Below are 23,782 nucleotides of genomic sequence, written 5' to 3'. Positions count from 1 at the left end.
AGCGCCTTGCTCACATTGGCGCGACCTGCGGTTTTGGTAATGCGTAAGCGGGGTCTACTCGGCTTGTCCGCAAAAACCTTCCGACTCGAGCCTCGAACTTCTCCGCAACGTTCAAAAACGCCCAAAACAGCAGGGGCCGGCCCCAAGGCCAGCCCCAAAACCCGCGAAAATCCCTACGAGGAGCTCTTGCTAGCTGCGCTCGGCGAGGTTGATGCCGTTCGCCCAACCCCAGCGCGGGGTCACCGTCGTGCCGTAGAAGCTGATCCAGTAGTCGAGGTTCTGTGTCTCGATGTTGCCCACGTTATGCATGACCCTGTTATCGCCAATGTAGATGCCAATGTGCCCGTAGATGCGCCCGGCCGAGGTATGGCTGTGCGTTGACACGGCAATGAGCATGCCCACCTGCAAGTTCGCCTTGCTCGAGCTTGTGCACCAGGCGTTATACATGTCGTTCGCGTTGCCTCGCACGCGGCTAAACCCCGCGTTCTGCATCACCTGAGAGACCCACAGCGCGCAGTAGCCGCTACCCGGAGACGGCGTATAGTAGCACGAGTTGACGACGCGCTTCTGCGCCCCGCTCGCCGCACTGTAATCCTGACCGCTTCCGCGCTCGGGCAGAACCGGGGGATTGGGGTTCTGCGACGCCGCGGCCTCCTGGCGCCTGCGCTCCTCCTCGGCCTCGGCCTCCGCAGCGGCGAGAATCTCCGCATCGCGCTGAGCGATGAGATCTTTGACCTCGCTATCGAGGTTGTTCAGAAGCTCCTGCGTCTCCTGCTGCTTGGCCTGCATCTGCGACAGCTGCTCGGCCTGCTGGGTCTTGAGCTCCTCGAGCTGGGCCTTCTGCTCCTCGAGCTGGGCCTTCTGCTCCTCGAGCTGCGACTGAATCTGCTCAATCTGCGCGATGACGGCGCGGTCCTGCTCGTTCACCTTCTCGAGGTAGTACGCGTTCGAGATAAGGTCGTCGAGCGTCGTGGCCGAGAGCAGCACCGAGAGCGCCTCGTTGCCGCCCGTTTTGTAGTTCGTCGCGACACGGTCGGAAAGCAGCGCCTGGTTCTCTTCCAGTTCTGCCTGCTTTTCCTCAATTTGCTGCTCGGTATCTACGATCTGCTGCTCGACATCCTCGATCTGGCTGAGCGTCTCATCTTGCTGCTTGCTGAGCTCCTGATACTGGGTCGAGATTTCGTCGAGCTGCGCCTGGACCTCGTCGTACTTCGCCTGCGCATCGCTCAAGGCGTCGAGCGTCTCCTGCGTGGCCTGGGGCGTAGCGAACGCGCGCACCGGATTGGCGAAGAGCGTCGCCGCGCCCGCCATGGCGAGCATGGCCTTGAGAGCGGAGCGCCGCGAGACGGCAGCCGCTTCGCCGCGTGCCGCACGGCCTCCATCGCCTGATGCAGGGGTGTCCATCGCCTGACAATGGCCACTCTGAGCGGTGGTTGATGGATGAAGTTGCGCCCCGTCTGCGCAAGACGAGGATGCGTGATCGTGGTGTGACATACGTGCTCCGATGTAAGTGTGTTTATATGTCGCCCTTCGCATAAGGATAGCGCATTCCGTCGCGCTCCGGGGCCCGAGTGGGATATTCATCGCTCCTCCCATGCGTCGCAACTCGCCCTTCATGCAACGGCTATACTTTTGGAAGCACATCGCGCACCAAAGCAGGAGCAGCGCGTTCAGGCAAACCCAACGTGAGGAGCTTTCATGGCACAGACACTTGCACCCCAGGATACCTGCGTTCTCGTTACCGGCGGAGCTGGGTTCATCGGCTCCCACACCGTGGTCGAGCTGCTTCAGCGCAACTACAAGGTGGTCGTGGTCGACAACTTCTACAACGCGAGCCCCGTTGCCCTCGACCGCGTGCGCGAGATCGTTGGGCCCCAGGCCGCCGAAAACCTTGTCTTCTACGAGGCAGACGTGAATGATCGCGACGCCCTCACCAAGATCTTCGACGCCGAGCAGCCCTCCCGTGTCATCCACTTTGCCGGCTACAAGGCCGTGGGTGAAAGCGTGCAGAAGCCCATCGAGTACTACCAGAACAACATCGGCAACACGCTCACCCTTGTTGATGTCATGCGCGAGCACGGCTGCAAGGACATCATCTTCTCAAGCTCGTCGACCGTCTACGGCGACCCGGACAACCCGCCCGTGACCGAGCAGGACCCCAAGAAGCCCGCCACCAACCCCTACGGCTGGACCAAGTGGATGATCGAGCAGATCCTCATGGACCTGCACACCGCCGATCCGGAGTGGAACGTCGTGCTACTGCGCTACTTCAACCCCATCGGAGCTCACCCCTCGGGTCTCATCGGCGAGGATCCCAAGGGCATCCCCAACAACCTCGTGCCCTACGTGGCGCAGGTGGCCGTGGGCAAGCGCCCGTTCGTGCAGGTCTTCGGCGACGACTACCCCACGCCCGATGGCACCGGCGTGCGCGACTACATCCATGTGGTCGACCTCGCCTGCGGCCATGTCGCAGCGCTTGAATGGATGAACGGCCGCTCCGAGGTGGGCATCTTCAACCTGGGCACGGGCACCGGATCCTCCGTGCTGGACGTCATCCACGCCTTCGAGAAGGCCTGTGGCAAGGAGCTGCCGTACCAGATCTGCCCGCGCCGCGCCGGCGACATTGCAGCCAACTGGTGCGATGCCACCAAGGCTGAGCAGGAGATGGGCTGGAAGGCGCAGTACAACATCGACGACATGTGCCGCGACTCCTGGAACTGGCAGTCCAAGAACCCCGACGGCTTCGCCACCGCCCAATAAGTCATTTAGGGACGGGGTTGTTTTGGCTCAATGAGTCAAAACAACCCCGTCCCATTTTGCACCACGAATGAAAGCTTGCACCATGGCCAACGCCTTCGCCGCATACCTCGCCGAGCACCACCATGATCTGGACGCGTATCTGGATTCGTTCTTTACGGAACAAACCCAGCATGCAGACCTTGAGCGCTACCTGTACGCACCGCTCGCCGCCTTTTCCGCCAACGGCGGCAAGCGGCATCGCCCTCTCATCTGCATGCTCGCGGCACGCGCCGTGGGCGGTGATTCCGCTCGCGCCCGAAGCGCCGCGGCGGCAATCGAGCACTTCCAGAGCGCGGCCCTCATTCACGACGATATCGCCGACAAAGGCCAGCTGCGGCGCGGCAAGCCTTGCATGTACCTCACGGAAGGCGTAGGCCGCGCCATTAACTGCGGCGACTACGACATCACGCTTTCCACCGACGCCGTGCTCCGCGACGAAGCGCTCGACGCTCCCCTCAAGCTCCGCGTACTCGGCGAGCTGACCGCCATGATGCAGCGAACCGTCGAAGGACAGGCGCTCGACCTGGGCTGGGTGCAAAACGAGCGCTTCGACCTCACGGTTCAGGATTACCTCACCATGGCAACGCTCAAGACCGCGCACTACAGCGGCGCCGTGCCGCTCGCGGTGGGGGCGATGGTGGGAGGAGGAAGCGAGCAGCAGGTAGAAGCTTTGCGCAGCTTTGGCTTGGCAACCGGCCTGGCTTTCCAGATCCAAGACGACCTCTTGAACCTTGTGGGGGATGCGGGCGACAAGGATTTCCGCAACGACATCACCGAGGGCAAGCGGACCCTTGTAGCCGTTCATGCCCTGGAGCACGCCGAATCCGAGACCCGGCGTGAGCTTGTTGAAATCTTGCGCAGCGGCACCCAAGATGCCGCCCTACTCGAACGCGCTGTGGAAATCTTCGATGAGACGGGCTCGATCGCCTTTGCCCACGACTATGCCCTCCGCCTGACCGAACGCGCCAAGGAGGAGCTCTCTGGCATCGAGCTCGAAAACGACTGTCGCGAGCTGCTCCTTTCCATGGCCGATTTCTTCGTCGAACGCCTCAGCTAGCGCGTGGGGCGCGTGGGATACGCGGATCGCATGGGGTGTCGATGCCCCATGAATCGTGCACACCTGGTGTCTGCGTTTCATTTCTGAGCAGACGGACCGCTCGAGCTTCCGCGACCTGCACTTTGACGCTTCAACACCGGGTGTCTGCGTTTCATGCTTAGCGCAGGCGCCGGCTCACGAGAACGCCCACAAGCGCTAGCACCACTGCGACTGCCAGCGATATGCCCGTAACCAGATAATTGCCCGAGCCAAAGGACGATGCCGCAACCGTCGACGTGACGATCGAGGGGATGCGACCCACCGTGGTGATGAGCAGGACCGGAAGAAACCGCGCTCGGGTAAGGCCGGCGAAGTACGTGAGGAAATCCTTGGGCGTGCCCGGAATCAGGAAAACGATGAACATAACGAGCTCGAGCCGGCGTTCGTCGCGCAGCCACGAGAAACGGTCGAGCATCGAGCGGTCGAAGAAGAGCCCCACGACGCGCCAACCCCAGCGATGAACGGCCCAGTATACCAAGGTTGTTGCGAGCGCACTCGCCACCAGGCAAAGCGCCGTGCCCTCCCAGAAACCGAAGGCATAGCCGCTCGCAAGCTCGATGGGCTCACCCGGGAGGAACGCGAGCACCACCTGAATCATATTGATACCGATCATCGCAAGGCGGCTCAGCACGCCCCATTGGTCCACGAAGGCGCGCACCGCTCGGGCATCCATGAGCCACGCGACGGCACCGGGCACGTAGCGCCAGCAGGCAATGCCGAGCAACGCACCCATGACAACCAACACCGCAATCACGATGACGCGCTTGCGCCGAAGAGCCGCAGAGGCTCCCGCCTCAAGCTTCGCTGCCGCGCGAGCGGATCCGGGCGCCTGCGGGATGCCCGGCGCACGATTCTCCACCTGCTCCATCATCGGTTCTCCTCGTTCGTATCCACGGCGAACGTAGCCGTCACACAGGCACCGCCGCCCTCAAGATTTCCCAGCTCAACTGCACCACCGTGCAAGCGCGCGAGCGTGCGCGCGATATTGAGCCCCAGGCCGAAATGCTCGGCCGATTTGGCCTCGCTGTAGAAAGGATCGCACCCGTGGTGCAGCGCCTCCGCCGTGAACCCGCGGCCATCGTCTGTGACCACAAGCTCCAGGCGCATGTCGCCGCGCGCTCCCGCAGCGAGCGAGCCCTGCTCGGGCTGCAGCAAATCAACGCTCACCGTCACCTTCGAACGCGCATGGTCGCAGGCGTTGCCCAGCAGATTGCCCAGTACCTCCTCAACCAATTGCATATCGATGGAGAGGGGCTCGGGGCACGGCTCGGCGGCGCGTTCGGCGTCCGGCACGACGACGTGCCCGTCACCCGCTCCGACAGCACCCCCGGCATCCGGCACGGCAACGCTCCCGTCACCCGCCCCGGCAGCGCGCATGCCGTCGCCCAACGAGAAGAGCAGCTTGCAGCCGTTCCCGCGCGTGGCAACATAGCCCGCCGCCTGGCGCTCGAGAACGCGGGCAACATCGGATGGAGCGCATGCCGACCGCATGACCTCGCGGTCTTCCAGCTTGGTAACACGGCTCATAAGCTGCGCGTAAGATTCCAGGCGGTCGGCTTGGCCGGAAAGCGTGTCGAGCGTCTTGCGCACGTCCTCCCCACTTCCCGCACGATTGGCCTTCATGCGCGCCATTTCGAGCGTTCCCTTGAGCACCGTCACCGGCGTGCGCAGATCGTGCGCGAACGCAGCGTTAAGACGCCTGCGATCCTCGGCCGTGCGCCATAGCTCGCGCTGGGTGGCGAGCAGCGAAGACCGCATGCCCTCCATCGCCGCTCCGAGGCGCCCCAGCTCGCGCCCGCGCACAGCACCAATCTGAAAGTCGAGGTCCTGCCGCGCAATTCGGTCGGCCGCCGCCTCCAGCACGGAAAGCGGGCCCCCGATGTGGCGCCGATAAAACCGGCGGAACAGCAGCACCGCGAGGCCTCCAAAGGCAACGATGGGTACCCCCACGCCCGCCACCAGCCGCAGCGTCCAGTCAATCCAGGTGAGATAACTCGCCTCGTCGAGCGACACGTAGTAAGCCACATTCGAGAGCACGACATCTTCGCCAAGGTTCGTGTTCGCGAACTCCTCAACCGTTTGCAAGCGCTCGGCACGCTCGCGCGCGTCGTACGCGGGAAGGTCGCTCACGCTCACCGTGGCCTCGGGATCGTATGGAGTGCCATCAGTCTGAAGGTAATCGTTCTCGGTATAGTTTCCGCCCCAATCGGACGCTCGGTACGAGGGATCGCTGCGAAGAAGTTCCATCGTCGCGTCCACAACCTGCATATCGCGATTCCAGCCTCCGGCCACGACACCCGCGGACGAATAGTTCTGCGCCGAGTTGACGAACGCAACGAACACGACCTGCTCGTAGAAATCCTGCAGGTATACGGGCGTCGCTCGCAACAGCTCATCGGCCTGTGCGTCGTAGATGTACGGCCCCGCGTTCACCTCAACATGCTCCGACCGGTGCTCCTCCGACACCCGGTAGTACACCTCCATGAGCGCGTCGATAGCAACGAGCGTCACCGCGCTGGCCGCCACGAGCCACACGAGCGCATACACGAAAAACGCCCGCATGATCGAGGGGTTGCGCCACCAAACCCGCAGCCGGTCGCGCAGGCGGCGAAGACGGCCTCCGCGCTGCGAATCGCCGGCGGCAGAAGCCGTCGCCCGCTCCGCTTGGCCTTGCTCCCGCAGCCTATCGTCCTGTCTTCCGCTCATCGCGCAGCCCACCTATAGCCAACGCCCCACACCGTCTCGATGACTTCGCCATCCACTCCAGCCTCCGCAAACTTCTTGCGTACTCGACGAACATGCTCGCGAACGATGGATGGGTCGCCCGTTGCTCCCCACCCCCATACCTGCTCGTAGATGTGCACGCGGTCATACACGCGCCCTGGGTTCTTGCTCAGCAGCGCGATGATGTCGAACTCCGTGCGCGTGAGGTCAAGCGCGATGCGAGCATCCCGGGCCGAGACCTCGACCGTACGCTCTGCATAATCGATCGTGAGGTCATGGAAGATGCGAACGCTCTGCGGCCTCGACGCGTCGCGCCGCGCCTCACGCGCCAGATGCGCACGCACGCGACCGCCCAGCACCTCGAGCGAGAACGGCTTGAGCACGTAATCATCGGCGCCGGCAGCGAACCCGTCGAGCTGGTCGACATCCTCCACGCGCGCCGTAAGGAAAATGATCGGGCAGCTAAGGTGCTCGCGAATACGGCGGCAGAGCTCGAACCCGTCCATGCCGGGCATGTTCACGTCGAGCAAGGCGAGGTCGATCCCGGCGTGCTCCTCCGTCAAGCTGCGGTTGACCGCACGAAGCGCCTCCTCAGCGCTTTGCGCGCATACGGTTTCATACCCTTCCATGCGGAAGAACTCCTCAAGCATCTGCACGATCGAAAGCTCATCGTCCACGATAAGCAGTCGCTGCTCTGGCCCCATTCCCATCAACCCCACATCGAACTCACTGCATCCGGATGCCGGAACCCCTGTCTTGCCAGCGCGCCCAAGGGGCTCGCCACCTTTTCCGCCGCCGTCGTGCTAGGCCGCGGGTTTTTGCCCGCACGCCGTCGCACTTGGCCGCTGCCCGCACGCCGTCGCGCTTGGCAACGGATCCCACCTGCGAGCCACGCGCTCGGCCGCGGGTTTTTTCCCGCACGCCGTCGCACTCGGCCGCTGCCCGCGCCCAAGCGACCAAGGCGCCCGCCGTGTCACCGGGGTTTCCGCTATCATCATGCCAAGTAAATGTCGACAATCCATCTACCATTCCGATGTTTTTCAGGCGGAAGCACGCCCGCGGGCAGCGATGCGCGCAACTTGATAGACTATACAAAGAAGATGAACCAACGAAACCACGCCGCAGTGCCGGCGCAGGGCAAGCATATAGAAAGAAGCAGCATGGAAGCAATCACCTCGGGCATGCAGGGACCGGCCGTCGAAGACGTGCAGGCGCGCCTCACCCGCTTGGGCTACACCATAGATGCCGCAGAGCTTGAGGCTCAGGAGTTCGGCCCCGCCACCGCAAAAGCGGTTCAGGAGTTCCGCGCGAACATGCAACTCGATGCGGGAGATACCGTGGATACCGCATGCTGGAGCTCCCTCGTCGACGCCTCGTACGCGCTCGGCGACCGCACCCTCTACCTGCGCCTTCCCAACTTCCATGGGGCCGATGTTATGGAGCTCCAGCACGCGCTCAACACCCTGGGCTTCTCGTGCGGGCGCGCAGACGGCTCGTTCGGCCCGCACACCGAGGCGGCCCTCCAGCAATTCCAGGAGAACGTAGGGCTCTTTGCCGACGGCATGGCCTTCCAGGACACCTTCAACTACATTCACCGGCTGCGCCACGTGTGGGAGGGCAAGCCGCCCGTTGTAGACGCCGAGGAGCGCACCGGTTTCGCGCGCGCAGCGAGCGTGCTCGAGCGCAATCGAATCGCCGTCATGGGCGTGGATCCCATCGCGCGCAACGTCGCGTCGCGCATGTGGAACATCGCCACTGCGACGACAGACGGCAGCGGCATGCAACTGTGCGACAGCGAAGCGCCCGACGACGTCGATATGGTTTTCGAGCTCGCGAGCTCGGAGCTTCCCGAAGATGCCGCGCCGCGCGCGACCATCGTGCTGGCAGACTGCCCCAATGTATCGCGGCGCATTCGTACCGCACTCGCTGCTTCCACCACGCGGCCAACGCTCATTCGGTTTGAGCTTACGGGAATCACGAGATACGGATCGTTCACCTCAAGCGATGCACAGGCGCTTGCCGTGCAACTCCTCGACGGCGTTTGCGATGCGTTGAGCGATTAGGTACACTGAGTGGGCCGAGCGCGCCTTTGGAGCGTCGGCTATGCTTTGGGGCATCGTCCAGCGGCAGGACCCCGGTTTTTGGTGCCGGTTACGGGGGTTCGAATCCCTCTGCCCCAGCCACGCAATACGCGCAGTTCAAAGTATCTAAAATGCTTTGAACTGCTTTTTTATCTCGCTCATGCGAAACAACAATGCGAAATACTTGCGGCAAGCGTTTGGATTTGCCAACAGGCCCAGCTTCTATCGAGAGCCGCCGCAGCCCGATTTCCGCCACGGGGCCCGTTAATGCCGCGCACGGGCATCCGTCCGGCCCGGCGCATGCGCCCCAAAGCCCAAAACATGGCCGCCCCACAGTCCAGTATCCAAATCACGCCAATTAGTCGAAGCATACTTTTCTATACATTTCGAAAATTTGTTAACTGCATTTATGTCGAGTTCTATTCATCAAGATTCGAGAGCGGCTCACCTGTTCATGCTCCCTTTGCTGTAAAGCACAACGTAAGGGTTCACTTCGCCGTCAACACAGCCTGCAAGATGGGCGCGCATCTCCTTTGGAAGCGCAACGCGCCGCGCGCCCTCCTCGCTCGGCGTACCTTCCCCATGCCATGCGCCCTTCTCGTGCGGTGCACTCGATCCGCCACTGGCATCTGCGGGATCTCCCGCCGATGCAAGCACGCGCAAATCCTCGGACGAAGCTTCAACCTGCAAGGACCCCTCAATCAAGCGCGCCCGAACCTGATGAAGCCCAAGCTCATGCAGATAGTCCTCGCAAGCGCGCACGGCGGCGAGCTTCTGCTCCGTAAGCGGCTCGCCGCACGGGATGCGCGTCGCCAAGCATGCGCCGGCCGGCATGTCCCACACCGGGATGCCCCATTCACGCAGCAGCGCACGCTCCTCATCCTTGTGCCAGCCAGTCTCTAGAAGCGGGGAACGCACCCCAAGCTCCTCGAGGGCACGCATGCCAGGCCGATAATCGCCCGCATCGTCCGCGTTGCTGCCATCCACGACCACCTCGATGCCGCGCGCCCGCGCCTCTGCCAAGATTGCCGAAAAACCAGCCCGCTTACAGTAATAGCAGCGGTTCTCGTCGTTTCGAACAACGTTTTCCAAAGAGAAGGGATCGAGGGGAACCGCGATAAGCGGCAGCCCGAACGCCGCCTGGCCAGATTCTGCAGCCCGCTCAACCGACACCAGCTCAGGCGTTGCCGAAAACGGAGTCTCGATATGCATGAGCACCGCTCGGCTCGGCACCGCTCGCGCGCAAACCGCAGCCAAAAAGGTGCTGTCGACACCCCCGGAATATCCGACGGCAACCGATTTCCAAGAATCAAGCAGCTCTTCGAGCGCCTGCAGCTTTTCCCGCGCTTCGCGTTCCACAGCATCCTCCGACTTCTTCGCGGTTTCCGGTCCCTCTTGTACCCATCGCAGGCCGGCTCTGGCACAATAATGTGGTCATCTCGTCGATGGTCCGTCGGCCCGTCACATCGGCTCGCCCATGTAATCGATGCTGACCCGCCACACGACCGTAGCAGCACGCTCGCGCTGCCGCCGCTGGCCTAGCCAAACATTCGCAGCGACGGAGCATGAACCTTCATGAAGGGAACCCCTATGATTAAAGCGGTGCTTTTCGATCTTGACGGCACCCTCGTTGACACCGAGCTGCTCAGTGCGCGCGCATGGCTGGCATCTGGCGAACGCCTGGGGCTCGATGTGAGCGAAGAGCTGATCAAAAGCTTCGTTGGGCGCACGGCCGATGCCGTTACCAGCATGCTCATCGAGCACCTGGGAATTACCGAAGCAACTGCCCACGAGCTCTTTTCGCTCCATCGAAGCATCAAAGAAGAGCTCATGGAAAATGAGCTCGCAGCCAAGCCCTTTGCCGTGAAGGCGCTCTCCGTGCTCAAGGATCATGGCTTCGCGCTGGGACTCGCCACTTCGTCGTATCGTCCGGTTGCGGAACGCGAGCTCGAACCGTTCGGCATGCAGGCGTATTTTGACAGCATCACCTGTGGCGATGAGATTGAGCACGGCAAACCGGCCCCCGATATCTACCTGCTCGCTGCCGAACGCCTCTGCATGCAGCCCGAGGAGTGCGCAGTCGTCGAGGACTCCCCCAACGGGGTTCGCGCGGGAGCCGCAGCTGGCATGTCGGTCTTCTTGGTGCCGGATACGATTGAGCCCACGCCCGAGATTCGCTCGATGTGCGTCGATGTGCTCGGCTCGCTCGACGAGCTCGCGGGCGCGATTAGGCTGCGCAACGAAGAGATTGCGTAACGCCAAACCCGCAAAAACCGCTAAAGATACGAGCCCATGTCGAGCTCGGCAAACGTGCGGACCGCTCCGAGCCCGGAAAGCTCCGACCTATGCGCCGCCCCCTGCCCGACCGTGCTCGCTCGCTCCAGCAAAAAGGGCTGCACGAGCTCACGCGTGGCCTCGCCGCGCAGCACGGCAGAAGGCCTCACCGCAACCCGGCTTGTGCCGTTCCGGATGGCATCAGTGCTGGGAGCGCCGCCCGAACCTTGGGTGCCCCGCGCACCCTCCGTGCCGCGGGTACCACCCACACCCTGGATGCCACTCACTCCCCGGGTGCTACCCGTGCCGTGGGCTTCGGCCGCACCGCGGGCACTTCCCCCGCCATTCCGGATGCCGATCACGCTGCCCTGAGCCCCGACCGCACCGCTCCGGCCGTTCTCCTCTTCCATAGCCGCGATTTGGCCCACGAGCATTTGGACCCCTTTGCGGCCAATCTCGTATCCAGCAGGCGAACAGGTGGTCAGCGGCACCGCCCCTCCCCAAGCAAGGGGATTTCCATCGCACCCTGCTACCATGATGTCGCCCGGCACATCGCACCCTGCCGCCTGGACACCCTGGATGGCCCCCGCCGCGATAGCATCTGCCAGGCCTATGATCGCATCCGGCCGCTCGCGGCTCGCACGCTTCGCAAGCTTCTCCCCCAACCGAGCACCATCGGTAGATCCGCAACGGCTTCCCTCATCAAGCACTTCGAACGAGCATTCAGGGTGCTCGGCACCAACGGATTGTATGCCCGCAAGGCGCTCGGCAAGCGGCGGCAGCGAAGCAGATCCGATCACGGCAACCCTGCGCGCCCCACACGCGACGACATGCTCTGCAATCAAGCGTCCCTGAGCCCGATAGTCCGCCGAGACCGAGAGCACCTCGTGCGGCGCACCCAGGGCACCTAGGTACACCACCGGCACCGAAGGCGCATGCTGAGGCGGAGACACCTGGTACGTCGATGGCTGCACCAGCACGCCAGCAAGCTGCATACCAGTACAAAACCGCAGATAGCGTCTTTCCACCTCTGCGTTTTCGTTTGAATTCATGATGACAAGATCGAGGCCCGCGCGCTCGGCTTCGTTGCGGGCACCGCTTGCTATCTGGACGCTGCAACCATGGTTGAGGCGCGGCAAGACGAGCCCGATCACCGCGTTGGACCCCCCGGCCAGCAGGCGCGCGCTTTGGTTGGGAAGGTAGCCCAGGCGCTCGATAGCCTCTTCGATCAGCCGACGCGTCTCGGGGCGCACGCGCTCTGGGTGGTTGATCGCATTCGATACCGTTCCCAGCGAGACGCCCGCCTCGCGCGCCACGTCGCTGATGTTAACTCGCGCCATCTTGCTCCCGCTACTTTTCCACATCGTGTATTGCCGATTTCGGCATGGTATCTCAGTATAGCAACTCTTTGAAACGCTTTAATGGCGGGCGGAGCCTTGGTATACAATGATGGCGCAACGCATACCGTCACCAAGCTCCAAGTTCGTGACGAAACGACCGTAGGGAGGCCCATGCTCCTCGCCATAGATATGGGAAACACGCAAACGGCGCTCGGCCTCTTCGACGCCGACGAGCTCGTACGCTCTTGGCGCATGCCAACCGACCGCACGTTCACTGCGGACGAAATCCATGTTCGTCTGCTCGGCTACCTGCGCATGTACGGCCTTACCCTTGAATGCGTAGACGAGATCGCCTTCGCTGGCGTGGTCCCGCAGCTCACCCGCGAATGGCGCGCCTTCGCCCAGCGCATTGCGGCGAGAAGCATCGCCGTGGGAGCGGACACCGCCGCCGTTACATGCATCCACGCGCCACATCCCGAGGAGGTCGGCGCCGACCGTATCGCCAACGCCGTGGCCGCCGAAAAGCTCTACGGAGCGCCGTCGATCGTGGTCGACTTTGGCACGGCGACCAATATCGACGTGGTCGATTCCGACGGCTACTATATCGGCGGTGCAATCGCCCCGGGGCTGCGCATCTCGATGGACGCCCTCGTTGCCCGAGCCGCCCGAATCGCAAGCATCCCGCTGGAGACGCCGCCCCACGCCATCGGCCGCACCACTGAAGAGGCGGTGCAGAGCGGCGCCGTGCTCGGAACGGCTGCTATGGTTGAGGGGCTTGTTGGCCGTATCCGGGCCGAGCTGGGGGCGCCCGAAGCCCGCGTCATCGCGACCGGAGGGCTTGCGAGCATCGTGGCAGATTCAACCAACGTATTCGATGTTGTCGACGGGCAGCTCACCCTTAAGGGCATCTGCGAGATAGCTCGACGCATGCGCGACCGCGTACCGCGCATGGCGTAAAACGGCCTGCATTACCAGCCTGCTCGGGCAGGCAGGCACGTGCCGCCAAATTAACCCAGTTTTTCAGACTCCCGCACCAAGGGGGCAATCAAACACCCATCGATACCTGCGGTATTGCGAGCATAAGGGCCGCGCCCATTGGACACGGCCCTCAGAAATCGGGCTTAAGCGACACGGCTCCCCCAGCGTCACGCAACGGAGCCCTCGTCTCCCTGCATGGCGTCGTCCGCAGCAAGCCGATGTGCCATGACATCGCAGGCAAGCGCGCCGACCACCGTTTTAGCATCCTCGATTTTGCCATCGAGCACGGCATCCACGAGCTCCTGCACATCGACCAGCTCGACGTTCAGGAATTCGTCCTCGTCGGGCTGGGCTCCCTCAAACGAAAGCTGGGTGGCAAGGTAGATATGAATGAGCTCATCGGTAAAACCACCCGAGGTGGCGATGGTGGTGAGGTAGGCGATGCGCCCCGCCACAAAGCCGGTCTCCTCCTTGAGCTCGCGCTTCGCGCAGTCGAGCGGCTCCTCGCCGGGGTCCATCTTGCCCGCGGGAATCTCCACCGTCACACGGTCGAGCGCCGTGCGGTACTGGCGCACGAGCGCAATCTTTCCGTTCTCTGTGAGAGCAACGATGGCTACGGCCCCGCAATGACGCACCACGTCGCGCACGGAGCAGCGCCCGTTCGGAAGCTTGACCTCCATGCGTTCGACATCGAAGATCTTGCCGCTCCACATGGTCTCTTGCGTCAAGATTTGCTCATGCAGCTCGGCGTCGTGCTCGCCTTCGTCGCCGGGGACCAGATGGCCGCCGTCTTCGGCAGCGGGCGCCTCCTCTGGCATCGCGTCCGCATAAGCATCTTCCAGGTTGTCCGTAGTTGAGCTATCGACCATTTTTTCTTCGATCTCTGCCATGTGTCTCCCCTTCGCTCAGCGCGCGCAGTGCGCAGTCACGTCAGTTGTACCCAACAACGCGTCACGCTACGCCGGCGCAGAGCCTTCTGGATACCCGCCGCGCACAAGAAGAGAAAGGGGCCCGGAAACATGTCCGAAGCCCTTGATGAATCGCAGACACCCGGTGTCTGCGATTCATCCAAACGAAAGGAGGCCCCGAGGGAATCCCCCGGGGCCTCCTATAAGGAGCTAGGGCTCAGGCCTTAGACCTCAGCGTAGACATCCTTGAGCTTCAGCAGGTGCTGATAGCGGGCCATTGCGGCCTCCTCGTTCTCCTTGAAGAGCACCTCGGCGCGCTCGGGGAACGAACGGGTGAGCGAAGCATAGCGGGCCTCGTTCATCAGGAACTCCTGATAACCGCCCTTCGGCTCCTTGGAGTCGAGGGTGAACTTCTTGCCCACCTCGGCGGCGGGGTTGAAGCGGAAGAGGTTCCAGTAGCCGCACTCCACGGCCTTCTTCATCTCGGCCTGGCAGTTCTGCATGCCACCCTTCTTGATGGAGTGCATCTCGCAGGGGCTGTAGCCGATGATGAGGGACGGGCCGTCGTAGGCCTCGGCCTCCTGGATGGCCTTAAGCGTCTGAGCGGGGTTGGCGCCCATGGCAACCTGGGCCACGTACACATAGCCATAGCTCATCGCGATCTCGGCAAGGCTCTTCTTCTTGGTGGTCTTACCGGCCGCGTCGAACTGGGCCACCTGGCCGAGGTTCGAAGCCTTAGAGGCCTGGCCACCGGTGTTGGAGTACACCTCGGTGTCGAACACGAAGACGTTGACGTCGTTGTTGCTGGCGAGCACGTGATCGAGGCCGCCGAAGCCGATGTCATACGCCCAGCCGTCGCCACCGAAGATCCAGAAGCTCTTCTTGGTGAGGAAGGACTTGTCGGCGAGGATCGCCTTGGCCTTGTCGCAACCGCAAGCCTCGAGGGCCGCGATGTAGGCAGCAGCAGCGGTCTTGGATGCCTCGGCGTCCTTGCGGGCGTCGATCCAGGCCTTACCGGCAGCCTTCACGTCCTCGGGCGTACCCTCGGCAGCGATGAGCTCCTCGGTCAGCACCACGAGCTTGTTCTGAACGGCCTCGTAACCGAGCGCCATGCCCAGACCGTGCTCGGCGTTGTCCTCGAAGAGGCTGTTGTTCCACGCCGGACCATGACCGTCCTTGTTGACCGTGTACGGCGAACGGCCAGCCGGGTTGCCCCAAATGGAGGAGCAGCCGGTGGCGTTGGAGATGAACATGCGGTCGCCGCAAACCTGGGTGACGAGGCGCGCATAAGCGGTCTCGGCGCAGCCGGCGCAGGAACCAGAGAACTCAAGCAGCGGCTGCTTGAACTGGCTGCCCTTGACGTTTGCAGCCTCGAGCACGGGCTTCGGCGAGACCTCGGCCACGCAGTAATCGAAGGTCTTCTGCTCCTCGAGCTCCTGCTCCTGCGGCACCATGGTGAGGGCGCCCTTCGGGCAGACCTTGGCGCAGTTGGTGCAGCCCATGCAGTCGAGCGGGCTGATGGCCATGGTGAACTTGAGGCCGGTGTCCTTCGGCATCTTGATGTCGAGCGTGCGCATGCCCTCGGGCGCGTTCGCGATCTCCTCCTCGGTCAGGCCGAACGGGCGGATTGTGGCGTGCGGGCACACATACGAGCACTGGTTGCACTGGATGCACTTGTCGGCGTCCCAATGCGGCACCATGACGGCAACGCCGCGCTTCTCGTACGCAGAGGCGCCCTGCTCGAACTGGCCGTCGGCGTGATCGACGAACGCGGAGACGGGGAGCTCGTCGCCCTCCATGCGGTTGATGGGCTCCATGATGTTCTTGACCTGCTTGACGAGCTCGGGACGGCCCTTGAGCTCGGCGGCGGGAGCCTCGTCGGTGGCGTCGGCCCACTCGGCGGGAACCTCATGCTTCACGAAGGCGGTGGCGCCGGCATCGATGGCCTTCCAGTTGGCCTCGACGACGTCCTGGCCCTTCTTGGCGTAAGACTTCTCGGCAGCATCCTTCATGTACTTGATGGCATCCTCCTGCGGGAGCACGCCGGCGAGCGTGAAGAACGCGGACTGGAGGATGGTGTTGGTGCGCTTGCCCATGCCCACCTGAACCGCCAGGTCGATGGCGTTGATGGTGTAGAGCTGCACATTGTTCTTGGCGATATAGCGCTTCTCAGCGGCCGAGAGGTGCTTCGAGAGCTCGTCGAAGTCCCACTGGCAGTTGATCATGAGCGTACCGCCGGGCTTCACACCCTGGGCGATCTTGAAGTGCTTCGTGATGTAGCTGGGGTTGTGGCACGCCACGAAGTCGGCCTTGGTGATGTAGTACGGGCTCTTGATGGGCTGATCGCCGAAGCGCAGGTGGCTGATGGTCACGCCGCCCGTCTTCTTGGAGTCGTACTGGAAGTAGGCCTGAACGTACTTGTCGGTGTGGTCGCCGATGATCTTGATCGAGTTCTTGTTGGCGCCCACGGTGCCGTCGCCGCCAAGGCCCCAGAACTTGCACTCGATGGTACCCTCGGCCGCGGTGTTGGGCGCGTCGGCGTCCATGGGGAGGGAGAGGTTGGTGACATCGTCGACGATGCCGATGGTGAACTCGCGCTTGGGCTCGTCGGCCTTGAGCTCCTCGTAGACCGAGAACGCAGCCGCGGGCGGCTCGTCCTTGGAACCGAGGCCGTAGCGGCCGCCGACAACCTTGATGCCGGTCTTGCCGGACTCATAGAGCGCAGAGACGACGTCCTCGTAGAGCGGCTCGCCGATGGAACCGGCCTCCTTGGTGCGGTCGAGCACGGCGATCTTCTTGACGGTCTCGGGCAGCGCAGCGATGAAGTGCTCGATGGACCACGGACGATACAGGCGGACCTTGACCAGGCCGACCTTCTCGCCATGGGCGTTGAGGTAGTCGATGACCTCCTCGAGGGTATCGCAGAAGGAGCCCATGCAGACCACGACGCGGTCCGCATCCGGCGCGCCATAGTAGTCGAAGAGGTGATAGTTGGTGCCGAGCTTCTCGTTCACCTGGTTCATGTAGTCCTCGACTACCGCGGGCAGCTCGTCGTAGGTCGTGTTGCAGGCCTCACGATGCTGGAAGAAGACGTCGCCGTCCTCGTGGGTACCGCGGTTGTGCGGGTGCTCCGGGTTGAGGGCGTGGTCGCGGAACGCCTGGACGGCGTCCATGTCGCACATCTCGGCCAGATCGTCGAAGTCCCACACGGCGACCTTCTGGATCTCATGCGAGGTGCGGAAGCCGTCGAAGAAGTTCAGGAACGGCACGCGGCCCTTGATGGCGGAAAGGTGCGCCACGGCGGCGAGGTCCATGACCTCCTGGACGTTGGTCTCGGCGAGCATGGCGAAGCCGGTCTGGCGGCAAGCCATCACGTCGGAGTGATCGCCGAAGATGTTGAGCGCGTGGGAGGCAACCGTACGCGCGGAGACGTGGAACACGCCCGGCAGGTGCTCGCCAGCGATCTTGTACATGTTCGGGATCATGAGCAGCAGGCCCTGGGAAGCCGTGTAGGTGGTGGTCAGCGCACCGGCGCAGAGCGAGCCGTGGACGGTGCCCGCGGCGCCCGCCTCGGACTCCATCTCGATGACCTTCACCGGGGTTCCGAAGATGTTCTTCATCCCCTGGGCTGCCCACTGGTCGACATGGTCGGCCATGGGGCTGGACGGCGTGATGGGGTAAATCCCCGCAACTTCGGTGAACGCATACGATACGTATGCGGCGGCCTCGTTGCCGTCCATGGACTTGAACTTGCGCGCCATATACCCTCTCCTCTCATAGGTATACAGGTTCCCGGTGCCTGGTGCGCCGGGGCTTTTCCGCATTTCTTGGAAAATCGCTGGTACTAGGCCGTGTCTGCGCAATTGGCGCGGCCGCGTGCGTCGGGCTTCGGCGATGAGGGGAAGCCGTCTGCTGGCGAAAAACCACATGCGTCGTTATTGTACCGCGTTCGGCGCGACCGTAATCGTGAATCTGAATAGGTGAGGTGAATTGGAGGGGGCTGCGTCCATCGCGGCAGATCCGGAGTTATCCCCCATCCAACGGGCCAGTTCCGAAGCCACCCCCGGTCAGCGCTGCAAATCTGGAGTTATCCCCGACTCAACGTTGCAGATTTGGAGTTACACGGGGTCGAGATTCGCCGAGCGCGGCAAAATTGGAGTTACTGTCACCGGCATGCCCTCCGAGTGCAGCAAATCTGGAATTATGCATAGCGAGCGCAGCATATATGGAGCTAAGGCCACCTACAGAGACCAATAACTCCATATATGCTTCGCTCGCTGCCCTTAACTTCAAATCTGCAACGGTGAACAGAATGTAACTCCAAATATTCAGCGATGGAAAATCGCCGTGCAGGAAATCACGCTCTGAGGTGCCACAAATGAGGAGGGAGCACGCCTTGCGCGCGGCGACCGACGAATAAGCGGCAAGGCGGAGCGCCCGCCTAGGAACCGCGCGCTCTGAGGCGGCGAAGTCCGCCCGAACGAGGAGGGAACGCACCTAGCGGTGGTGACCGACAAGTGAGGGATGGAATTCGCCGCCTCAGAGCGCGCGGCGGGCTTCGATGGCGCGGCCGAGGGTCAGCTCGTCCGCGTATTCAAGGTCGCCGCCCACGGGCAGGCCGCTCGCCAAACGGCTCACCGTCACGCCCAGCGGCTTGATGGTGCGTGCGAGGTAGCTCGCGGTGGTTTCGCCCTCGATGTTGGGGTTCGTAGCGATGATGACCTCTTGGATGTCTTCCTCGCCCAGGCGCATAAGCAACTCGCGAATATGCAGCTGCTCCGGACCGATCTTGTCCATGGGGCTGATCACGCCGCCGAGCACGTGGTACAAGCCGTGGTAGCTGCCCGTGCGCTCGATGGCGGTCACATCGCGCGGCTCGCCAACCACGCAGATGCGCGTGCGATCGCGCATGCCGTCCATGCAGATGGGGCACTCGTCGGCCGTAGCGTAGTTAAAGCAACGGCTGCAGAAGTGCACGTGCTCTTTCACATCGAGGATGGCCTGCGCCAAACGGCGCGCCTCCTCGGCGTCGGCTTCGAGTAGGTGGTAAGCGATGCGCTGGGCACTCTTGGGACCGATGCCCGGCAAACGCCCCAGCTCATCGAGCAAGCGCTGCAAATCTTGGTTGCTCGCCATGGCATCCTTCCTCATCAGCTTCCACGAGCGACATTCGGTGTTACGGGGTCACGCGCACCGTGTGCAAACACATTCGCGACGGATATCAACGGTTATTTCGCAATGAGCCCAGTAGAGCGGTGTCCTTGGCAAAAGAATTTGCAGGTAGAACGCCTGTGCCATTTCGCGCTACTCGACTAATCCAAAAACAACCGTTGATTTCCGAATCGAGTGGACTTAGAACGGCATGCCCGGAATGTTGAGGCCTCCGGTAACGGCGCCCATCTGGCGGTTCGCAAGCTCGCCGACGCCGCGCAGGGCCTCGTTCACCGCTGCCATAACCATGTCCTCGAGCATCTCGACGTCTTCGGGGTCGATGGCCTCCGGGTCGATCTTGAGCGAAGTGACCTGCATGTCACCGCTCACGGTGACCTTGACCATGCCGCCGCCGGCCGACGCATCGACCGTGGACTGCGCGATGGTCTCCTGTGCGGCCGCGAGCTGCTCCTGCATCTTGCGAGCCTGCTTCATCATTTGCTGCATGTTCATCTGAGCCATGGGAACTCCTTTGATTGCGGCGCGGCGCGCATCCGGCAAACCGGGCGCGCCGCGATATTTGACGTTGGCATCGTACCATGAACGAGTGCGCTACTCCGTGCCGCCCACCTGCGTCACCTTTACTCCGTCGCCGAATACGCTACCCAGCACCGACGCAATATCGTCGGCGTCTTCGCCGCCCATGGAGACGGAGGGAGCCGGCATTGCAGGGGCCGAATCAGAGGCTGAGGGCGCAGAGCCGGAAGATCCGCCGGCCGCCGGCACCGGGGACGCGGCTGGTGTAGCCCAAGGGGCAGATGACGGAGCGGCAGCCTGAGCGACATCGGAAGAAGATGTCTTTGGCTGCGAAGACGACGAGGGCGCAACCGCTTTCGCCGAGGGCGCCGCAGCAGCAGCGACCTGTGACGCGCCAGCCGTGGAGGCTGCGGAAGAAACCGTCGTAGGAGCTGCTACCGCAGAGGTTGCAGAAGAGCTAGCCGCAGGAGCGGGAGACGGTGATGCGGCGGCACCGAGATCCGCGCCGGGCATATCGAACGGGGGTAGGTCGTCGTCATATGCCATGGCGGCAGCATCGTCGTAGGGCACCTGGTCGTCATCCCATGCAGGGGTCTCGGAGGCCGGTGCTTGGGCAGGCTTTGTGAAAGCAGGGGCCGGTTCCTGGGCGGGCTCCGAGGGAGCGTGATCTAGCTTGCGCTCGGGCACCGAGGGGGCCGGCTCAGGCGCTGGGCCAAACTCCGCCGGGGCAGGAGCCCACGGAGCAGAATCTGGCGACAGACCGGATGCGGGTTCCTGGGCGGCCGGCGTGGCTGCGGGTTTTTTGGCCACTGGCTCGGACGCATCGGGCGATGCCGAAGCAGCAGGAGAGGAGTGGGTCGCCGGGGCTGACGACTCCGCCGCAACCTGGGGCCCCGCCGGCGCCTCTGCGACCTGGCCCCCCTTCGGCGCCGTGGCCTCGGGCCGTGCAGCCGATGAAGGTGCCTCCGGCACAGAAGCAGCCGGAGCTGAAGGCTGTGGGGCGGAAGTTTTCGGCGCAGCGGCAGAACCATCCATCACGTAGTGCACCGCGCGGTTACCAAAAACAGCGCACACCTGCGGAAGCACGACCTCTTGCGTGTCCGGCCGACCGAGCATCGTGATCGCAAAGCCCGAACCGGGAGGGAAGCTCACCGTAAGCGCGGACCCGTCGTCGGATTGCGCGCGGGAGCTCTGCAGAAGCGCGCCTCTCGAAGGCTGGGCCGCGGTAACGCGCTTCACCACATCGCCCCACTTGCGCTGCAGCTCGCCCGCATCGGTCACCGCGGGCGTGGGGGCCGCAGCCGACGCAGCGACCTCGGCCGTAGACGGGCGCGAGGAAGCGGCTGGGGCGGCGGCTGCCGAAGGGCGCGAGGGGGCTGCCGCTGCGGTCGGGGCGGCCTGCCCCGCTGCGGTCGCCGGGCGAACAGCTTCGGGACCGGAAGCGTGCTCAGCCCCGGGCCCTCCGGCACGTGCGGTCCCTCGCCCGGCAGCATGTGCAGCCCGAACTCCCTGATCCGAACGCACGTCGGCTTCCCGCTGTTCGGCGCGAACCGAAGGATCCATCACCCTAGAATCCTGCGGAACAACGGGGGCGACGGGCACCGTGCCACGCTCCTCAACATGTGCGGCGGCAGCCTCGGTCGGCGTGCTCACAGATGGGCGATGAGCCTCACCAGCAGCATGGGAAGCCTCAGAACGGGCGGACGCGCCGCCCTCAACCGGCGATGCCATCTGCTCCCCCGCAAATTCAGCGGTTTTTGCCCCCACCGGCGCGGAAGCCCGCTCCGCCGCAGAAACGGCTGCCCCGGCGGGAGCGGATACCTTATCGGGCTTGGAAGTTCCAGCCGAACCGGAAGTTCCCGCCGCCGCGGGAGCCTCAGCCGACACGGGCACCCCGGCTGGCATGGTCGCCTTGTCCTCATTCGGCACGGGCACCTTCGCCACCGCCCCCCGCACGCCGGCAAGCGCAGCCACCCCACTCGCATCAAGAGGCGCTGCGGGCACACCGGAAGCAATCCGGGACTCAAGGCGGTCAATTCGCTCGGCAAGCGCTTCGAGCGTTAGGTCGGATTCGGGGCGAGCAAGCCGGGTAAGCGCGATTTCGAGCACCAGGCGCGTATCTGCTGCCGTGCGCATCTCGAGCGCAGCGTCGTCAAGCACCGTGAGCGCGCGCGCCAGGCGGTCGGCCGTCCCGAACAGCCCGGCCTCCTCGGCCAGCGCCTCGACGTCCTCCGCCCCATCGAAGAGCTCGGGGCGCGCACCCGCCACGCTTACCATATATATATCTCGCGTGTGCGCCACGAGGTCGCGCGTGAGCTCCATGAGGTCCTCGCCGGCATCAACCTGCGTGCGCACGAGCCCGAAGAGCGTGGCCACGTCACGCGCCGCGATGGCCCGGCTGAACTCCGAGAGCACCGTGCCCGACACCTCGCCCAGCAGCGCCCGAGCGTCCGATGCATGCACCGAGCCGTTGCCGAATACCGATAGCTGCTCCAGCGTAGACAGTGCATCACGCATGCCGCCGCGGGCGTGCTTCGCCACGATTTCGAGCGCCTCGGCATCGTAGTCGAAGCCCTCCTGCTCGCAGATGTAGGCGAGCCTGCCCACAATGTCCTCGTTGCCGATACGGTGAAAATCGAACCGCTGGCAGCGCGAAAGGATGGTTTCGGGAATCTTTTGAGGATCGGTCGTGCAGAGCACGAAAAGCACATGCTCGGGGGGCTCTTCGAGCGTCTTGAGCAGGGCGTTGAACGCCTGCGTGGTGAGCATGTGGACCTCGTCGATGATATAGATCTTGTATGCGCCGCGCACCGGGGCGAAGCTCACCGAGTTGATAATTTCCTCGCGAACGTTATCCACGCCGGTGCGGCTTGCAGCGTCGAGCTCGTAGACATCCGGATGCGTGCCCTCGGCGATGCGCTGGCATTCCTCGCACGAGCCATCCGGCATGCAACCAGAGGCGCCCTCGGCGCGAGCAGCGGCGGCGCGCTCGCAAAGTAGCGCCTTGGCAAGGATGCGCGCCATGGTTGTCTTACCCGTGCCGCGCGGGCCGCAGAACAGGTACGCGTGGCTCAAGCGGCCCTCTGTGATGGCATGTTCCAACGTCGAAACGATATGTCGCTGTCCCACCACGCTCTCGAACGTCAACGGGCGGTATTTACGATAGAGCGACTCCATGGATTCTCCTTCGTGCAGTACGGTCGACGGCGCCGAGGTGGCCGCTCGCCAACCGGGCAACGGCGTGCCTCCATGATACTCTCCCGCACGGTCACGCAAGCGCGAGCCTGCCGCCGGGTGAGCAGGCACCTGGAGCGGCCGGCCCGGCAGCCCCTCCGGCCTGCCAGGCAACCCCTAAGCCGCCGTCGGCCTTACAAGCCGTGGGACGCCAGCCGGCGGTCGATCTCCTTGAGCGTGACGCGCGCGGCAAAGAGCTGCCGGTACGTTGCGGTCTTCACCTTGTTCTGCGCCTGCAGGTCCTCCATGCGCGCAACCGTGCTCGAGAGCTCCTCGCGCACCTCGGCCGCAAAGGCCTCGTACGCCGCCAAGCGTTCTTGGTCCGTCATGGTCCCTCCCGTCACGCAGCCTTCATAACGGCAGCTATTGTCGCATGGTAAAATGTGCGCCAAGGCATACCGCACTCACATCACAAACGCACCAAGGATGGCCATGCCGCTCTTCTCGCAACATACCCGCCCCCCGCGGGGCGCATCGCCGCATAGCGCGGCCCCCCGCCCGGCAATGCCCGGACGCGCCGCTGCTACCCGTCGCGCGCCCGCGCCGCAGCCGGCACCGGGAGCCACGGCGTCCGCGCTGCTCAAGCGCTATCGGCCGATTGAAACCCGTGCCACCGGCGGCTTCGGCAGCGTGGAGGTCTGCCTCGACGCTCGCCTGCAG

At 63.7% G+C, this 23,782-nt stretch carries 18 protein-coding genes and 1 tRNA gene; 7 read left to right on the top strand and 12 right to left on the bottom strand.

Features of this window, described 5'->3' with window-relative positions; genetic code table 11:
* Positions 1-189: 189 nt before the first annotated feature.
* Entirely contained in the window at positions 190-1,404 is a 1,215-nt protein-coding gene (locus AC1VS5_RS02850) for a coiled-coil domain-containing protein (protein ID WP_481217634.1), read from the bottom strand.
* A gap of 294 nt (positions 1,405-1,698) precedes the next feature.
* Here AC1VS5_RS02850 and galE point away from each other — a divergent pair, with 294 nt between their 5' ends.
* Complete coding sequence (galE, locus tag AC1VS5_RS02845; protein WP_019128749.1) at positions 1,699-2,760, top strand: UDP-glucose 4-epimerase GalE; 1,062 nt, start codon at positions 1,699-1,701, stop codon at positions 2,758-2,760.
* Between the two features lie 82 nt (positions 2,761-2,842).
* Positions 2,843-3,856: a polyprenyl synthetase family protein gene (locus tag AC1VS5_RS02840; protein ID WP_481217633.1), complete on the top strand. Its 1,014-nt coding sequence runs from the start codon at positions 2,843-2,845 to the stop codon at positions 3,854-3,856.
* 157 nt (positions 3,857-4,013) lie between these two features.
* Here the strand turns inward: AC1VS5_RS02840 and AC1VS5_RS02835 are convergent, their stop codons facing one another.
* The 3 genes from AC1VS5_RS02835 to AC1VS5_RS02825 are packed head-to-tail and all read right to left on the bottom strand — an operon-like array spanning position 4,014 to position 7,323.
* On the bottom strand, positions 4,014-4,766 hold the full coding sequence (locus tag AC1VS5_RS02835) for a TVP38/TMEM64 family protein (protein WP_481217632.1): 753 nt from the start codon (positions 4,764-4,766) through the stop codon (positions 4,014-4,016).
* Positions 4,763-6,601: a HAMP domain-containing sensor histidine kinase gene (locus AC1VS5_RS02830; RefSeq protein ID WP_481217631.1), complete on the bottom strand. Its 1,839-nt coding sequence runs from the start codon at positions 6,599-6,601 to the stop codon at positions 4,763-4,765. Before AC1VS5_RS02830 ends, AC1VS5_RS02835 begins: the two co-directional genes overlap by 4 nt.
* The gene (locus AC1VS5_RS02825; RefSeq protein ID WP_186297414.1) at positions 6,598-7,323 is read right to left on the bottom strand and encodes a response regulator transcription factor; all 726 of its coding nucleotides are present in this window, start codon (positions 7,321-7,323) and stop codon (positions 6,598-6,600) included. The genes AC1VS5_RS02830 and AC1VS5_RS02825 overlap by 4 nt, the downstream gene beginning before the upstream one ends.
* A 456-nt stretch (positions 7,324-7,779) precedes the next feature.
* Between AC1VS5_RS02825 and AC1VS5_RS02820 the strand changes: the two genes are divergently transcribed.
* Both AC1VS5_RS02820 and AC1VS5_RS02815 read left to right on the top strand, forming a co-directional pair.
* The gene (locus tag AC1VS5_RS02820) at positions 7,780-8,682 is read left to right on the top strand and encodes a peptidoglycan-binding domain-containing protein (RefSeq protein WP_481217630.1); all 903 of its coding nucleotides are present in this window, start codon (positions 7,780-7,782) and stop codon (positions 8,680-8,682) included.
* Between the two features lie 46 nt (positions 8,683-8,728).
* Positions 8,729-8,802 (top strand) — tRNA-Gln (locus AC1VS5_RS02815).
* A gap of 342 nt (positions 8,803-9,144) precedes the next feature.
* On the opposite strand, the gene larE is transcribed toward AC1VS5_RS02815, so the two are convergent.
* Entirely contained in the window at positions 9,145-10,059 is a 915-nt protein-coding gene (larE, locus tag AC1VS5_RS02810; RefSeq protein ID WP_481217629.1) for an ATP-dependent sacrificial sulfur transferase LarE, read from the bottom strand.
* A gap of 231 nt (positions 10,060-10,290) precedes the next feature.
* Between larE and AC1VS5_RS02805 the strand changes: the two genes are divergently transcribed.
* Complete coding sequence (locus AC1VS5_RS02805; protein ID WP_481217628.1) at positions 10,291-10,956, top strand: HAD family hydrolase; 666 nt, start codon at positions 10,291-10,293, stop codon at positions 10,954-10,956.
* 20 nt (positions 10,957-10,976) lie between these two features.
* Here the strand turns inward: AC1VS5_RS02805 and AC1VS5_RS02800 are convergent, their stop codons facing one another.
* Positions 10,977-12,314 (bottom strand): LacI family DNA-binding transcriptional regulator, encoded by a 1,338-nt coding sequence (locus AC1VS5_RS02800; RefSeq protein WP_481217627.1) that lies wholly within the window; start codon positions 12,312-12,314, stop codon positions 10,977-10,979.
* 171 nt (positions 12,315-12,485) lie between these two features.
* On the opposite strand from AC1VS5_RS02800, the gene AC1VS5_RS02795 reads away from it, so the two are divergent.
* A complete protein-coding gene (locus AC1VS5_RS02795) occupies positions 12,486-13,271 on the top strand; it encodes a type III pantothenate kinase (RefSeq protein ID WP_481217626.1) in 786 nt (261 codons plus the stop codon).
* A 188-nt stretch (positions 13,272-13,459) separates the two neighbouring features.
* Here AC1VS5_RS02795 and AC1VS5_RS02790 read toward each other — a convergent pair whose 3' ends face one another.
* The 6 genes from AC1VS5_RS02790 to AC1VS5_RS02765 all read right to left on the bottom strand — a co-directional run bounded on the left by AC1VS5_RS02790 (position 13,460) and on the right by AC1VS5_RS02765 (position 23,451).
* Positions 13,460-14,182, bottom strand: coding sequence for an NUDIX domain-containing protein (locus AC1VS5_RS02790; RefSeq protein ID WP_481217625.1), 723 nt, complete (start codon positions 14,180-14,182; stop codon positions 13,460-13,462).
* Between the two features lie 242 nt (positions 14,183-14,424).
* Positions 14,425-17,961 (bottom strand): pyruvate:ferredoxin (flavodoxin) oxidoreductase, encoded by a 3,537-nt coding sequence (gene nifJ, locus AC1VS5_RS02785; RefSeq protein WP_481217624.1) that lies wholly within the window; start codon positions 17,959-17,961, stop codon positions 14,425-14,427.
* Between the two features lie 778 nt (positions 17,962-18,739).
* Positions 18,740-19,336, bottom strand: a complete 597-nt coding sequence (gene recR / locus AC1VS5_RS02780) for a recombination mediator RecR (RefSeq protein ID WP_019128737.1) — start codon at positions 19,334-19,336, stop codon at positions 18,740-18,742.
* 216 nt (positions 19,337-19,552) lie between these two features.
* Entirely contained in the window at positions 19,553-19,873 is a 321-nt protein-coding gene (locus AC1VS5_RS02775; protein ID WP_019128736.1) for a YbaB/EbfC family nucleoid-associated protein, read from the bottom strand.
* 90 nt (positions 19,874-19,963) lie between these two features.
* Positions 19,964-23,065 carry a DNA polymerase III subunit gamma/tau gene (gene dnaX, locus AC1VS5_RS02770; RefSeq protein ID WP_481217623.1) on the bottom strand — a complete coding sequence of 1,034 codons (3,102 nt, stop codon included), beginning with the start codon at positions 23,063-23,065 and terminating at the stop codon, positions 19,964-19,966.
* A gap of 191 nt (positions 23,066-23,256) precedes the next feature.
* Positions 23,257-23,451 carry a hypothetical protein gene (locus AC1VS5_RS02765; protein WP_019128734.1) on the bottom strand — a complete coding sequence of 65 codons (195 nt, stop codon included), beginning with the start codon at positions 23,449-23,451 and terminating at the stop codon, positions 23,257-23,259.
* A gap of 103 nt (positions 23,452-23,554) precedes the next feature.
* Between AC1VS5_RS02765 and AC1VS5_RS02760 the strand changes: the two genes are divergently transcribed.
* On the top strand, positions 23,555-23,782 hold a 228-nt coding region (locus AC1VS5_RS02760; RefSeq protein ID WP_481217622.1), incomplete at its 3' end, for a hypothetical protein.

It is taken from the genome of Enorma sp., from assembly GCF_982429025.1.
The sequence above is the reverse complement of the archived record's forward strand: the minus strand, read 5'-3'. Positions and strand labels throughout refer to the sequence as shown.